Consider the following 14,943-nt stretch of genomic DNA (forward strand, 5'->3'; position numbering starts at 1 on the left):
CACTGCAATTGTATTGCGGTTGGATCGAACGTCACGGCAGTGTGTCCGATGCTGTGCGTCTGCGGGCGTTTGCCGATTCGGCTCGCAAGAACTTCAATCGGCGGGTTTGGTCGGATGAGATTGGGTACCTGTTCGATGTGGTCGACGGCGAACAGGGTGACGATGCATCGCTGCGTCCCAACCAACTCTTTGCCATTTCTCTCAAGCACGCCGTGCTCGATCCGATCCATTGGCCGGCTGTCGTCGATCAGGTCAAATCGCATCTGCTCACGCCGGTAGGACTTCGTTCGCTCTCAGCGAGCGATCCCGAGTATCACGGCGTTTACCACGGCGACGTGTGGAAACGCGATGCCGCGTATCACCAGGGAACCGTGTGGTCGTGGTTGATCGGACCGATGGTCATCGCATGGTGCCTAACCTACCCCGACCGCAAGCAAGATGCTGCAGCGTGGTTGGACGGCCTGGAATTCCACTTGGGTGAAGCCTGCATTGGGCAAATCAGCGAAGTTTTCTCGGGTGACGCGCCACACCGGCCCAAAGGCTGCTTTGCCCAGGCCTGGGGTGTTGCGGAATTGCTCCGGGCGAGAAACATCACGACGGACTGTTGATCGAAGCCCGTATGTGTCAGCGAGGGGCAAATGCCCCAACATTGATTTTAAGAAGATCGATGAAATCAACAGGCCGATGACCGATCCCGCGGAGCGATGGACGTGAGTGCTCCCCGGGACCGGTTGGCCGCTTTGACTGCCATCTGTAACGTCACACGAATGTGGCGTTAGACGAACAGGTCTTTGATGATCGAACCGTCGCGGACGAGGGTGATCGGACGACCGGTGGTGCTGTCGTATTCCAACGTGGGGTCGATTCCCAGGTTGTGATAGAAGCTGGCCGCGACGTCATCGGGCGAGATGCCTTCGTGCCGGGGCCCGGAGGCGGTGTCATCGCTTTCCCCGATCACCTGGCCGCCCCGCACGCCGCCACCGGCCATCAGCATGAACATGCAGCGGGGATAGTGGTCGCGTCCGCCTTCGGCCGATCGCGTGTTGATCTTTGGGGTCCGGCCGAATTCGCCGGTCACGTAGACGGCGGTCGAGCCGAGCAACCCGCGTTGTTCCAGCCCGGTCAGCAACCCGCTCAGGCCGGCGTCCAGTTTAGGCAGGTTCTGGGTCTTGAGCTTGGTGAAGTTATCGGTGTGCGTGTCCCAGCCGCCCAGTTGGACGGTGACGAACCGCACGCCCGATTCGACCAGTCGCAGTGCGAGCATGCAGCTTTGGCCGAAGGAGTCTTCGCCGAACTGGCGGGCAAAGCTTTCCGGTTCCTTGCTGATGTCAAATGCCGATCGGGCGCGTGAGGAGGTGATCATCGAGTACGCTTGATCGCCGAACTGATCGAGTCCATCGAGCAGTTGGTCGTTCTTTTCCAGGTCGGCGAAGCGTCGATCGAGTTTCTGCAACAGCGATTGCCGGCGTTTCACTTCGTCGACGCCGATGCCTCCGGGAAGCGAGATGCCGCGGACGTTGAAGGGTCTTCCGAAGCTGGGCGAGGAATTCGTTTCCAGCGCCGAATAGCGGATACCCAGGAAACCGGGACCCTGGCTGGCTCTGGGGACCGCGACGGCGCTGGGGATATCGGGATCGGCGGGTTGTTCTTTGGACATCACGGCGGCAAAGCTGGGGTATTCCAGCGCGGGAATCGGTTTGCTGCCGGTGTTGACGTATTCGCGACCGAGGCGGTGTGCGGCCAAGGTGTGGCTGACGCCGCGAAGGATGGCGAACTTGTCCATGCACTGGGCCAGTTTCGGCAAGTGCTCGGAGATTTGAATGCCGGGAACGTTGGTCGAAATCGGTTTGAAGGCACCGCGATGCGTGTCCGGTGCGTTGGGTTTCAAGTCAAAGGTGTCCATGTGCGACGGACCACCGGGCAACTCGATGAAGATCGCTCGATCGGCATGGCCGGGAGCGACTTGGCCGGCGGCGGCCAGTTGGTTGTAACCGGCCAGCGTCAGGCCGCCGACCGACAGGGTGCCGATCTTCAGAACATCGCGTCGTCGAACGCCATCGCAGGTTTTATGGAGTTTCATGTTTGGGATCCGGAGAGTGAGTGGGGGGATTGGGTGCGGGGTGGGTCAGTGGCTGATGATGAATTCTTTGGTGTTCACGAGTGCCCACATCAAGCCCTCGATCCCGTTGGTTTTGTCTTCCGACTCGTTGATGTAGTCGATCGCAACTTGTTGTTCCTCGTCGTCGGGGTAGCGACTGAGCGTTCGCAGGTAGGCCTGACGGACGACCTTTTCGAGCGATCGGTCCGACTCGATCACCCCGTCGGACCCTTCGGTCGCAACGGGCGGCGTCAACTCGGTCCAACTATTCGGGGCGGCGACCAGTTCCTCGAAGGAGGGCACGTGGTAGTCCTTACGCAACTTTTTGGCGACGCTGTTGTATTGCTGGACCAGCCGCTTTTGGGTTTGTTCACGACGAGCCTCGGGCAGCTTGTTGAATTGCCGGATGCGGTCGATGATTTGCCGCCGCATCGAATCGGCGGCACGCTGTGCTGCTGCGGCGCGGGGGTCGGCACCGGCGCCGGCACGGGGCGCGGCGATTCCGAGTTCCTTGCAGGCTTCGGCGACCCAGCCGTCACGGGCGGCGATACGGCCATACATCTCCGCATCGTTTCGCAAGTAGATCGATTGCAACAGGCTCGGCGCGTCGCTGCGGTCACAGTCGCAATTGCTCTCTCGGATCGATTGGCCGAAGACTTCCAGCGCAAAATCGGAATTGTTTCGCCGTCTTGCTTTTCCATCGGCGATCGCCATTTGATCCAGCTCGCCGCGCATCTGATCTGCTTTCTGCGTCGATCCGGTTGCCAGGACCACCATGTCGTAAACGACTTCGGCGGGCAGGCGTCGGGGAAGATGGTGGGAAAAGTTTTTGCGATCGGCGGCGTTGCTGGAATTTGTCGCGGAACTGCGTTGGTAGGTGTCGCTGGTGACGATCTCGCGATGCAACCATTTCAGATCGAAATCGTGGGCGATGAATTCGCTCGCCAGGTGATCCAACAGGGCGGCATTGCTGGGCGGATTGGCCAAGTTCATGTCGTCCGTCGGATCGACGATGCCGATGCCGAAGTAATTGCTCCAAACGCGATTGACGATCGCTTTGGCGAAGTACGGATTGGATTCATCACGCAACCATTGCATCAGTGCCGGCCGCGGGTCTTCGTCGAGGTCGACTTTTTGTTCGACGCCGAGGATTTTTCCGGTCGGGACACGAACCGGCGGCAGCTTGCGTCCTTTCTTCTTGGCGGCGGCCCGTTGCTTCTTTTGGCCGTCGGTCATGCCTCGGGCGGTGATGTACAGTTCACCGAACGGGACGACTTCACCGGATCGGGCGGCCTGTTGAATTTTGCGACGCAAGTCGCCGCCGTTTAGTTTTTCGCCCCCGGTCAGTTTTTCCATCAACTCTTCGCGAGCCTTTTTGGAATCGGGAGAGACTTGGTTGGCGTTCCCGGCTCGGACCACGCCGAACAGTGTCGAGAAGTCGTCGAAGTCTTGCTTGGACCACTGATCGAAGGGGTGTTTGTGGCATTGGGCGCACTCGATCCGAACGCCCAGGAAGGTGTAGGCGAATCCGATCGCGCGGTCTTCGGGTTTTTGAAAGTTGCGGCGTGCCCAAAACAGCGGCATGCTTTCGCGCTCGGCGTATCGGTCGAAGTCGCCGCCGCAGATTTCGGTCATCTCGCGGCAGTACTCGAGATAGCTTTCGCCGTCTTCGAGCGATTCGGCGCTGACGATGCCTTCGATGATTTCATCATAGGGCATGTTGTCTTGAAGGCGTTTTCGCAGCCAGTTGAACCACAGTTTGGTGCCGATGTTCTGGACCGGCAGAACGTTGTTGAGTTGTTCGGCGTTGTTGCCGGTCCAGTCACTCATTCGAGTGGCCCACCAGGCGCCGTAGGCCGGCGATTGCAACAGTTCCTCGACCAGTCGCTGGCGTTTATCGGCTGTGTCGTCGGCCAGGAAGGCTTCGACGCGTTCTCCCGAAGGCAGGACGCCGGTGATGTCCAGCGCCGCGCGGCGGATGAATTCCGCGTCGGTGCAGAGGTCCGAAGCAACGATCCCGAGTTTGTCCAGCTTTTGCTTGACGAGCACATCGATCGGCTGGGTCGGTTCGCCCCGATTCGGTGTGCGCTGCGCGATCGATTCGGCGGCGTCGGTCGTCGGCGCCGAGATCGGACGCAGCACCGGAACCGGCACGACGGCGTTGTCATAGTAGACGACGACGTGGGTGTCGCCGGCGTCACCGGATTGGATGTGACCCTCGGCGTCGATCGCTGCGATCGAATCGTCGTTGCTGCTGAAGCGGCACAGTGCGGTGACGTCTTCGACGGTTCCGTCGGCCCAGTGGGCGATGGCGGTCAGCTGGACGTTTTCTGCGGTGTCGCCGAAGCGAATTTCCGACGGTTCGATTTGCAGTTTCTTGAGTTGTTGAAAGGATTCTTTGTCGAACCGTGCACCGTCGGCGATCCAGTTCCGCAGCACGCGGTACTGCCACTGGCCTTTTTCAAAACGCTTGCCGCCTTCGTGCATGTCGGCGTCGGTCGGTTTGGCAAGGATCAGGCTTTCTTCCACGTCATCGACATCGACGCGGCCGGTGTTTTCGGCCATCAGCGCTTCGTGGTCACCGGAAAAGTCGTAGCCGAACAACGACAACTGAAAATCGCCGCGGCCTTGGAACGAGCCGTGACAGGCTCGGCCGTTGCATCCCAGTCGGCCCAGCAAGGGCATCACGTGTTTTTGGAAATCGGGGACTTCGTCGATATCCTCGTCAGAGAAACGGGATTGGATCGAAGGTGCCGGGATCGCGGCAGCTTCCGCGGTTTGGTCGGAACGAACGGGTGCAATCGGCTCCGCCGTCACCACGCGAAATCCGACCACGGGAATCGCGGCGGCAGCGAGGCAGCAAACAAACAGGCGTGTTGAAAGCTGTTTCATAAGATTCTGGGAAGTCGGTGGGAGAGGGTGGGGAGAGGTTGTGGGTTACTCTTTTCGACCGGACTTTCGCAAATAAATTTGGAATGCCCGTTCAATGTTCTTGTCCTGTTGGGACTGTTTTTCACCGAGTCGTTTTTCGGCGCCTTGAAGTTGTTCTTGAAGTTTGTCGAGCCGCGATCGCATTTGATCGACGTCGTGTTTGGCACGCGCGAATTCGGCCAGTTCCAAGCGTTTGGTCTCCTCTCGCAACGCCGCTCGATCGGCCTTGTTGTCGCGGACTTTTAGTTTGGCGACCAACAGATTGATCGCAGATTGTGCTTGGACGACTTGGACTTCCAGTTCAAAAGCGGTCTCACCGCGTTTTTGGGCAGCCTGCAATCGCCGCGACGACTTGGCCAGGTTCATGATGGCGGCGTCATATTGGCGGGGTTCTTTTTCACGCAGTTGATCGAGCAAGACGTTGATTTCGGGCAGGTGATCATGGACCATCTGCAGCACGCCGCGCTCTTGTTCTGGATCCAGTTTGCGTGGCGGCGCCTTTTTCGCGGACTTCGCGAGGGAAGGATCATCGGCGGCGACGACGTGCCCGCTGCCGGCGGAGAAAGCGCCGCAAAGAACGCCGAGCAGGCCCAGTGCGGACAGGAATGAAAGGGGTCTAACCATCGTTGCGGTCTTCCTCACCGATGGCGGCTTCGAGGGCGACCACCATCCATGAAAAGGTTTCGTCGTTGACCGCTTCGCCGAACTCGGCCAGCAAGCTGTCTTCTTCGATTGGATCCGATGATTCCTCCACGCCGGCTGACCAACCGGCCGTGTCCCAGTCGACGGCCGGCTGGACCCAGGTTTTGGCCAATTCAAACTCGAACGAAGTGTTGGACGTTGCCGGTTCCAAAATCAGCGCCGTCGCACTGCGATTGATTTGATTCTCGCGGAGATGCATCGAAGCGAGTGAAATCACCAATATGGTTGCCGCCAACGCCGCGATCACGAGGGTGATTCGTTGCAGTGTCGCGGTCCGGTGTGCGGTGGCGGGGGAGGGAAGTGGAAGTGATCGTGGGGCCGGGCCGGCGATGTCGCTGGTCGTGTGCGCGGCTGGCGCGACTTGAGCGTGGGCGAGGAGGCACAGGAGTTCGCTTTCTCGGATCAACGCTTGGGCCACGGCTGGAGAATCCAATTCGGATTCGAAGCGGGCGGCTTGTGGCGGCGTCATCTCACCCAACAGGTAATCCGCGCAGCGCTGACGCAGCAGGGGATCTTGCGGGGAGGGTTTCGTGTCGGATGTCATGGAGAATGCCCTTCAGGTCAGGGCTGCGAGGGTCAATGGAACGGTTGGGATCACGGGGCGGCATCGTCATCGAGTTCATTTCGCAATTGCTGCATCGCGCGACGCATTCGCGTCAGGACGGTTCCCAGCGGTTGGTCGAGTCGATCGGCGATGGCTTGAAAGGTCATTCCTTCGGCAAGCCGCAGTCGGATCACTTGCTGGGTGTGTTCGGGCAGTTTTTCGATCGCTTGATGAACGTGTCGCAGTGTCTCTTGGGTCTCAAGATCGGATGGGGGTTCGGTGTCGATGCGAAAGCTCGCATGGGCGTGCTTTTCCAGCACTCGGTCGGTCGTCGATTTGTTTCGCCACCACCGGGCGGCTTCGTTTGCGGCGACCCGGTACAACCAGGCTCGTCGGGCCGCGTGTGGGATCTGGGAGTCGTTGCTGAGCATCGCGACCATCACGGTCTGCAAGCAGTCTTCGACGTCGGCCGCTTGGGGCAGCTTTCCGGCGAGGAAACGTCGCAACCCCGATTCGGCTTCCTTGAACACCTCACGCCAGGCGTGTTGACTGCCCCCCTCGGTCGCACCGTCACCGGGCTGCGGGTCTCCCGATGCATCGGGAGAGGATTCGGGGGAGGCGTCTCCATCGTCGGCGGGAAGGTTGCTCATGTTCTGCGCTTGCCGCGACTTTCATTGCGCACCGCTGTCGATTTATTTCACGGATTCGACAGGATTTTGATTTTTTCTCGGCGAATTCCTCACCAAATCGGTCGATGCCGGAAAGAAAATTCGCCCGCCCTACTGACGCGATCCGGTGCGTGGTGGGAAGATGTAGCTTAGCCGAACGTAGTGAGACATGCTGGAGTGATCATGGCAGAGAAATCAAACGACATCTGGATCGGATTTGACCTTGGCGGCACCAAAATGCTGGCGATCGCCTACGACGAAGGGTGGAATGTATTAGGCCGCCGCCGCCGAAAAACGCGAGGCCGTGACGGTAGCGATAGCGGCATCGCCAGGATCGGATCGACGATCGAGCGTTTGATCGATGAAAACGATTTGAAGAGCAAGCAGATTCGGGGGATCGGGATCGGATGTCCCGGGCCGATTGATCTGGACAAGGGCCGGATTCTGACGACACCCAATTTGGGCTGGGACGACGTCGACATTGAGCAGTTCCTGCACAAAAAATTCGATTGTCCCGTGGTCGTGCTCAATGATGTCGATGCCGGCTTGTACGGCGAGTATCAGTTCGGGGCTGCCACCGGGTCGCGTTGTGCCGTGGGAATTTTTCCCGGGACCGGCGTCGGCGGTGCGTGCGTGTACGAAGGCACGATTTTGCAGGGGGCAGGGGTCAGCTGCATGGAGATCGGTCACACCCGCATCAGCAGCGGCACGCGCAGCAGCGGCTACGAATTGCCGGGGACGTTGGAAGCCGAAGCGAGTCGATTGACAATCGCGGCCGAAGCGGCCAAGGCGGCGTTCCGCGGAGACGCACCGTCACTGGCCAAAAACGTCGGCACCGATCTGTCCGATATCCGCAGCGGCGCGCTAGCCGACGCGATCGAAGCGGGTGACAAAGTCATTCGGCGGCTCGTCGAAGATGCGTCCGAATCGATCGGCATCTCGGTCGTCAACATCATTCACCTGCTCTGTCCCGACACCATCGTGCTCGGTGGGGGAATGGTCGAGGCGATGGAGGATCTGATCGTCGGAACGGTCACCAAGACGGCGCGGAAAAACGTGATGAGCGTTTACAAAGACCGCTTCAAAGTCGTCGCCGCCAAACTCGGCGACGACGCCGGAGTGAAAGGCGCCGCCGCATGGGCTCGGCGGAAGGTTGAGGGATAGGTTTCAAGTTTCAAGTTTCAAGTTTCAAGTTTCAAGTTTCAAGTTTCAAGTTTCAAGTTTTGAAACGCATGTTCAAGAGTCGAGCTCCAGCTAAGGCTGGAACCTGAAACTCTCAAACCTGAAACCTGAAACTGTTTTAAACGCGATCGATGTAGCGGTTGATGACGCTTTCGAGCAATTCTTGGCGTCCGCTGACGTTTGGTTCTGCGTCGCCTTTTTCCAGCATGTAGGTTTCCAAGTCGGCGAAGGTGACTTCGCCGGCTTCGATCTTGGCTCCGATGCCGCTGTCGAAACTGCTGTAACGCTCGCTGATGAATCCTTCCAGTGCGTTGTCGGCGCGGATGGCCGCGGCGATCTTGAGCCCCTTGGCGTAGGCGTCCATGGAGCCGACGTGGGCGTAGAACAGATCGATCGGTTCAAAGGATTCGCGACGGACTTTGGCGTCAAAGTTCACGCCGCCGCTACCGAGTCCGCCGTGCTTGAGGATGTAGTACATCATCTGAGTCGTCAGGTAGTAATCGGTCGCGAACTGGTCGGTGTCCCAACCGAGCAGCAGGTCTCCGGTGTTCGCGTCGATACTGCCCAGTGCGCCTTGGGCGCCGGCGTAATCGATTTCGTGCATCATGGTGTGGCCGGCCAGCGTCGCGTGGTTGGTTTCCAGGTTCAGCTTGAAGTGATCGGTCAGGTCATAGGCACGCAGGAAGTTCATGCAGGCGGCCGCATCGCTGTCGTATTGATGCTTGGTCGGCTCTTTCGGTTTCGGCTCGATCAGGAATTGTCCCGTGAAGCCGATCTCCTTGGCGTAGTCGACGGCCATGTGAAAGAACTTGGCCAGATGGTCCAGTTCACGCTTCATGTCGGTGTTGTAAAGGTTCTGGTAACCTTCGCGGCCGCCCCAGAACACATAGTTTTCGCCGCCGAGTCGATGCGTGACTTCCATCGCTTTCTTGACTTGTGCCGCGGCGTAGGCGAACACGTCGGCGTTGCAGGTCGTCGCGGCACCGTGCATGAAGCGGGGGTTGGAAAACATGTTCGCGGTGCCCCACAGCAGCTTCACGCCGCTGCGCTCCTGCTCCTCTTCGAGCACATCGGCAACCGCGTCAAAGTTCGCATTGGTCTCCGCCAGCGAAGCGCCTTCGGGGGCGACATCGCGGTCGTGAAACGCATAGTAGGGGGCCTGCAGCTTTTCGAATAACTCGAATGCGACACGCGCCCGGTTCTGAGCGTTTTCGACCGACTCGGTGCCATCGTCCCAGGGGCGAACCGCCGTGCCCGGGCCGAACGGGTCGCTGCCGGTGCCGCGGAACGTGTGCCAGTAAACGATCGAGAACCGGAAGTGGTCCTTCATCGTTTTGCCTTCCACGACCTCTTCGGGGTTGTACCAACGAAACGCGAGGGGGTTGTCGCTCTGGGGGCCTTCGTATTGGACGGTCGAGATGTCGGGGAACGCTGACATGACGTTAGGGGGAGTAGGGTGTTGGGAAAGAATCGTCAGGGAACGATCGGGAATGAGAAACGCCCAGTTTTGAAACCTTGACGTTCCCAAACAAGCCGATAAGCCCGGAAGTTGAGACGCAGACTCATTCGGGTGGGAAAGGATCTCAATCCCGCCGGCATTCTAGCACGTGGCGTGAGCCGGTGGTGCGCGATGGTTGCGGGAGGCAACACGCGCCGGTCGCTCACGCGTCCCGCTGGGTCAGCGATCTTTCGCTTCGCCGCTCGGCTTGCTGAGGGCGTTCTTGTATTGCTTGATCGCTTCGGTGCGGGTGGCCATGAACTTGCGTTTGTCGTCATCGCTCATCTTTTCCCACTCCTCCGACGACGGCTTGCGGAGCTTTTGGGCGTACTCGGCTTTCCGTTCGGGCGTCCAGAAATCGGCGGCGGGCTTTTTAAATTCCTTGCCGATCGAGAAGTCCTGTTTGGAGAATTCGGGTCCGGCGTAGGCCGTCGATGGTGAATCCGGCCGAAACGCCGGCGCAGCCGACGTGGGAGTGGAATCCGGAACGGACGCTTCGTCGGCCGGGGCAGCGGGGAGGGAAGCGGCCAGCTCCGGCCGATTGAGCAATGATTCTTCATCCGGTCGGGCGATCAGCGACCAGCGGTGCAGCATGCCGAAGCGATCGCTGCGGGAGCAGCGGATGGTCAGCTGCCAAACGCCGTGAATGGTCTTGCCGTTGAAGGCACTGAGGCTGGGCTGTCGTTTGGTCAAGCCTTCCGGTTGGAAGGAGCCTTCGAAGGGTGGTCGGGCTTTGACGATCGGTGTCGATGCCTGGTCGTCGAACACGGTGCGGTCGAAGTGATCGTCGCGTCCGCCGATTTCGGTGAACAATTCGATCCGCGTTCCGTCGGGCCCGGTCAGGTAGCCGTCCAAGCTGGAAACGTTGGTGTGCGTGAGCGACAGTTGCAGGTTCAGGTCTGCGATCAGGAAGTTTTCGGTGATGTCGATTTCTGAAACGATGGTTTTCTTGGGTGGCAAAATTTCGGCGTCCGTATTTTCAAACACGCCGCCCATCATCGATTTCGACGCCATCACTTCCTGCGGAGCGAGCAGGCCGTCTTGATTGGTGTCCAACGCAACAAACTCTGCAACGCGGGCGTCGGTCAGTTCGGTTGCGAACTCGGTCAGGTCGACTTGTTTGTCGCGGTTGGTATCCAATTCGTAGAACCAGCCGGGCAGGCCTTCGACTTGATCGCCGGTTTGATCCTGCAGATTGCTGAAGTAGGCGAACAATTCGTCGCGTGACAGTTCGCCGTTTTGATCGGCGTCGACGGCGCCGGCGGGAATCCCGAGTTCGACCGTCTCTTCCATCTCCAACCGACCGTTGCGATTGTCGTCGAAGCGTCCCAGCACGGCGGCGGTCAGCCAAAAGCGGTCGCCACCGGTTCGCCACCATTCCGAACGTTCGCGCCGCCGCCGGTCGTCTTCGCTTTCTTTTTCGCTGGGGCGAACGCCGCTGCCGGTGCGGCGGCGTTGTTGGATCAGCTCGCTGGAATCGTTGCTCAGCATTCGCCGCCGGGCGTACCGTTGAGCGAGTTCGAGCCGGCTGAGTTGATCGTCGTTGTTGAGGTCCATGCTGAACGGATCGCGGTGTGTCCAGCGGGCGCGGGAGGCTTCGTAACGGCTCAGGTAGCCGTCGCGGTCGCGGTCGTAGCGTTCCAGGGTTTCGTCCGCTTCTTCAAGGTCCCGAAATTGATAGGGATACTTGACTTGCGGCAGACCGAACTCCGGCACGACCGGATCTTCGTCTCGCGGCCGAAAGCTTTTCACTGCTCGATCGTCGCTGGCGCGGACCCGTTCACCCGCGACGCCATTTTTCAGCGCGTGGTAAATGCGAGCGGCTTCCTGCCAATTTTCGATCCGATTGGGGCGGTCCAGGGACATCCGTCGGGCTTCGGCGATGCGTTCCAGGTAAGGCCTGGAAAGCGTTGTGATCTCATCGGGTTCGATGTATCCGTTCTCGTTTCGGTCGAGCAGGTCCAGGGATTCCCGCAGACCGGATTGGGCGAGCACCGTGGTGGTGCCGAAGCCTGTAGCGACCATCCCCACGGCCAGGCACATCGCAGGTGCGAGCAGGCGCAAGCCGGCTGATGTCCGGTCGAGCCCGAACCAGGCCTGGAAACGGCGGATGCAACTGAAACGGATCATCGTTCGACTCGTCAACGAAGGGCGTTGCGGGGTCACTAGTTTTTACCGTTGGTCGAGTACGGCGAACGGGACGAAGTCGTCCGTGGTGCCGTTCGCGAAGTCGATCGGGATCGGCCATCGGACTGGCCCAGGAAAATCTCTTGCAGCACGGTTTCCAGCACTTCGCTGTTACTCGGCGTGATGACCTGGATCATTTGTTCGCCGCGGACGTCGATCGTCTTGACCAACGCTTCGACTTCTTTGAACAACGGGTCGGGTGCGGTCACGATCAGCGAATTGCTGGGCTCGTGAACGGCCAGTGTCATTTTCGGCTCCAAGTCGCGAGCCTGTTGTGCCGCGGGTTTGGGGGCCGGTTTCTTGGCGTCGGACTTTTTGTCTTTGGCCGATTCCTGTGGTTCATTGCGAGCCGCGTCGGCTCTGGACGCGCCGCTGCCGGGGGCACCGGGAGCTGCGGTGGCCGCCGCGACCCGTCCGGCGAACGCCTGCCGGATTGCCGCTTCGACCTCGACGGCTTTCGAGTTTTCCAGCTCGATGATGTGCGAGGTGCCGTAGGTTTCGATCGAAGTGATGCTGCTGTCTTTTTCGATGATTTGCAGGTAGTTCTCGATCAGCTCGACATCCTCCACGGTGCCTTGAACGATCAACCGATTCAGTCGTGAATCGGCGACCACCGTTGCGGTCCCCGCGATCAACGTGATCGTGCCCTCGCGGTTGGTCACCAGGCTGCCCAGAAAGGAGCTGCTTGGGGAAGTGATCGATGCGTTGACCAGGGTGTCGCTGCTGGCAACGGCTTGGCCGCCATCGAGCAATTCGGCCAGCATCCGAATGGCATCTTCGGGGCGGGTGAATTTCAGATAAAACACGACCGGTTCGGCGGGGATGGAGGTGCCCGGCCCGGCGAGGGTTTCCAGGTGATCTTGGAACTGGTTCAGGACGTCGATGTCGTCGCATTGGATCAACAGACCACGCGTCGTCAATTGGCATTCGATCGCCGCCTTGGTGACGTCGGGTGATGGCGTCTGCAGCAATCGACCGCGATCGGAGACCGACACGAACTGGGCGGGCGTTTTGCTTTCCAGGGCATCCAGAAAGTCGTCGCGTTGGTCCGGCGTTCGGTCGTCGGCATCGAAGGCCACTCGTTCCCGCCGCGCGTTGTTCATCGATTCGTCGGATTCAAAGAAGACGATCGGATTGGGCAGTCGCCAGAATCGAGCCGCCAGCATCAGGGATTGCTTGGCATGATTGCCGGTCAGGGAGAGCAAGCGGATGCTTTCGTTGGACGCCATCGCGTCTTGCTTTTGATCGATGCCTTCGACGATCTGTTTGATCTCAGCGATTTGTCCGGGGCGGCCGCGAACAAACAGTCGGCGGTTCTCCGGGTCGGCGTCGATTTTCGGCGGCTGCACGGGCTGCTCGTCTCGATCGCGGTCTCGACGATCGCGGGTATCCAATTCCAGTGTCAGGTCGAGCATCTGTTCGATCAGGGCGATCGCCACGTAGGGGTCGACGGTCTTGAGCTGGATGACCTCGAACTGGGCTTCATCGGCGGCCATCTGCTGGACCGTCATCGCGATCTCTTCTTGAATCGACGGCGGTGCGAGTGCGACGATCGTTCCGGCGGTGTTGTCCTTGGAGATCCGGACATCCTTGCCGGCCAGCAGGGTTTGCAACACGTCGTACGCCAGATCGACATTTCCGCCGGCGACGACATGCGTCTGGAACTTTGCATCGGTCTCCGAATCGGTGAGCGAAGGCGTTGGAACGTCGATCGATTCGACCAGCTTTTCGATCAGTTTGACTTTGTCTTCGATACCGGTCACGAAGATGTTCTTGCCTTCCAAGTCCGCCGACAGACTGACGTCGATCCCGATCATTTCGCCGGTAGCCAGCCCCAGGTGGGGGCGAGCAACCAACAAGACGTCTTCCGCGTCGACGTACTGCAGCGGAAAGCTTTTGACGATCGTGCCGTTGTCCAGCTTGGAGGGTTCAAAGGAATCCAGGATGGCTTTGACATTTTTTAGCTTGGCGACCGTGTCGGTGACCATCAACTGATTGGTCTTTTTGAAGACCGCCGGTGTCATCATCAACTTGATCGCGCCTAATTCTTCCACCGCCTCCTCAGCCGAGAGGGCGCCGAGCGGGAACAGGCATTTGACGACGTCGTGGTTGTTTCGTTCAGGCAACTCGTCGGCGCGAATTAATTCCGCCAGCGCGTCGAGCTGTTGAAGACTGCGCGGATCGCTGAGGTTGATGACCGAGAGCAGGTTCCCACTTCGCACCAAGGTGTAACCCTGGGGCAGCAGGAACAAGTTGATGCGATCGATCGCCTCTTGATGCGTGAACGACGCAGGGTCGCTGTAGGTGAAGCTGCCGGCGGGAACGCCGTCGATGTGTAACGCCAGGTCAGCTTCATCGGCGATCCAGTCAATCACTTCCCGCCAGGGAACGCCCGCGAAGGCGAACCGGACTTCCGCCTCGGGGGCGTCGGCCGAGGTCGGCTGTGGATCGTTAACCGGTTGCGTGTCCGCCAGTTCTGGTTGCGGTGCCGGCTGCTCCTGCGCAGGCAGCGAAGCCATCGAAAGGAGCGGGCTGGCGAGCAGGCCGGCCATGACAAAGCGAAAGACGCGTTGGCCCGGGGGGAGCAAGCGGGCATGCCGTGATCGATTCATTCGGCAACTCGTTAGTCGTAGGAAACGCCCGTGTCTTGCGAGTCGAGCGTTATGGAGGGGGGCAGGATGCTGGCGGGGGACCGGTGGGGGCCGATCGCAGCAGGGGCGGGATAGTATAAAGGGTAGTGAAGCTGCCGACGAAGTCAATCTTGAACTGGTCGGCAGGCGAGAGAACTGGTCGTGCCCGCGTGCAGTCGCGAAAACGGAAGCGATGGACGTGATCAAATCGACACAAACTGATACAGGGGTTCAGCTTGTGAACTTGAGCAGCAGCCAGTCTCCCAGTCGCGGAAAGGCGTTTCCCAACACGATCAACAGTCGCAGATAGCCCGGCAGGATGACATCGGTTCGACGTTTTTGGCCACAGGCGAGTACGGCGCGGGCAACCGTCTCGGGCGGCAAGCCTTTGACTTTGGTTCCCCCGCCGGGTGCGGAGGCACTTGCCGGGAGCGTTGCATCGGTGCGATCGCGGTAACGTGTGCCGGCATCGTCACGGCGAATCGGACCGGGGCTGACCAAAG

11 protein-coding genes and 1 pseudogene are annotated in these 14,943 nt (G+C 59.8%); 2 read left to right on the forward strand and 10 right to left on the reverse strand.

What is annotated here, in order from left to right; all coding sequences use genetic code 11:
• Positions 1 to 608, forward strand: a 608-nt coding sequence (locus ABX749_RS04540; protein WP_372894951.1) for an amylo-alpha-1,6-glucosidase, incomplete at its 5' end; no start/stop codon positions are given.
• 167 nt (positions 609 to 775) lie between these two features.
• Here the strand turns inward: ABX749_RS04540 and ABX749_RS04545 are convergent.
• The 6 genes from ABX749_RS04545 to ABX749_RS04570 all read right to left on the reverse strand — a co-directional run bounded on the left by ABX749_RS04545 (position 776) and on the right by ABX749_RS04570 (position 6,925).
• The gene (locus ABX749_RS04545) at positions 776 to 2,080 is read right to left on the reverse strand and encodes a DUF1501 domain-containing protein (protein WP_372894952.1); all 1,305 of its coding nucleotides are present in this window, start codon (positions 2,078 to 2,080) and stop codon (positions 776 to 778) included.
• Positions 2,081 to 2,125: 45 nt separating this feature from the next.
• On the reverse strand, positions 2,126 to 4,990 hold the full coding sequence (locus tag ABX749_RS04550; protein WP_372894953.1) for a DUF1549 and DUF1553 domain-containing protein: 2,865 nt from the start codon (positions 4,988 to 4,990) through the stop codon (positions 2,126 to 2,128).
• Between the two features lie 45 nt (positions 4,991 to 5,035).
• Positions 5,036 to 5,446, reverse strand: a complete 411-nt coding sequence (locus ABX749_RS04555; protein ID WP_372894954.1) for a hypothetical protein — start codon at positions 5,444 to 5,446, stop codon at positions 5,036 to 5,038.
• Positions 5,392 to 5,559: a hypothetical protein gene (locus ABX749_RS04560; RefSeq protein WP_372894955.1), complete on the reverse strand. Its 168-nt coding sequence runs from the start codon at positions 5,557 to 5,559 to the stop codon at positions 5,392 to 5,394. Before ABX749_RS04560 ends, ABX749_RS04555 begins: the two co-directional genes overlap by 55 nt.
• An 86-nt stretch (positions 5,560 to 5,645) precedes the next feature.
• Positions 5,646 to 6,275, reverse strand: coding sequence for a hypothetical protein (locus ABX749_RS04565; protein ID WP_372894956.1), 630 nt, complete (start codon positions 6,273 to 6,275; stop codon positions 5,646 to 5,648).
• A gap of 50 nt (positions 6,276 to 6,325) precedes the next feature.
• Positions 6,326 to 6,925 carry an RNA polymerase sigma factor gene (locus tag ABX749_RS04570; protein ID WP_372894957.1) on the reverse strand — a complete coding sequence of 200 codons (600 nt, stop codon included), beginning with the start codon at positions 6,923 to 6,925 and terminating at the stop codon, positions 6,326 to 6,328.
• Positions 6,926 to 7,126: 201 nt separating this feature from the next.
• Between ABX749_RS04570 and ABX749_RS04575 the strand changes: the two genes are divergently transcribed.
• A complete protein-coding gene (locus ABX749_RS04575; protein ID WP_372894959.1) occupies positions 7,127 to 8,107 on the forward strand; it encodes an ROK family protein in 981 nt (326 codons plus the stop codon).
• Between the two features lie 136 nt (positions 8,108 to 8,243).
• Here the strand turns inward: ABX749_RS04575 and xylA are convergent, their stop codons facing one another.
• The 4 genes and pseudogenes from xylA to ABX749_RS04595 form a co-directional block, all read right to left on the reverse strand.
• The gene (xylA, locus tag ABX749_RS04580; protein WP_372894960.1) at positions 8,244 to 9,563 is read right to left on the reverse strand and encodes a xylose isomerase; all 1,320 of its coding nucleotides are present in this window, start codon (positions 9,561 to 9,563) and stop codon (positions 8,244 to 8,246) included.
• Positions 9,564 to 9,803: 240 nt separating this feature from the next.
• Positions 9,804 to 11,753 carry a proprotein convertase P-domain-containing protein gene (locus tag ABX749_RS04585; protein ID WP_372894961.1) on the reverse strand — a complete coding sequence of 650 codons (1,950 nt, stop codon included), beginning with the start codon at positions 11,751 to 11,753 and terminating at the stop codon, positions 9,804 to 9,806.
• A 35-nt stretch (positions 11,754 to 11,788) separates the two neighbouring features.
• Entirely contained in the window at positions 11,789 to 14,422 is a 2,634-nt protein-coding gene (locus ABX749_RS04590; protein ID WP_372894963.1) for a secretin N-terminal domain-containing protein, read from the reverse strand.
• A 249-nt stretch (positions 14,423 to 14,671) separates the two neighbouring features.
• Positions 14,672 to 14,943: pseudogene (locus tag ABX749_RS04595) on the reverse strand (SDR family NAD(P)-dependent oxidoreductase); the annotation flags it as partial.

Origin of the sequence: Stieleria sp. (genome assembly GCF_041595215.1) — a bacterium.
Lineage (GTDB): Bacteria > Planctomycetota > Planctomycetia > Pirellulales > Pirellulaceae > Stieleria > Stieleria magnilauensis.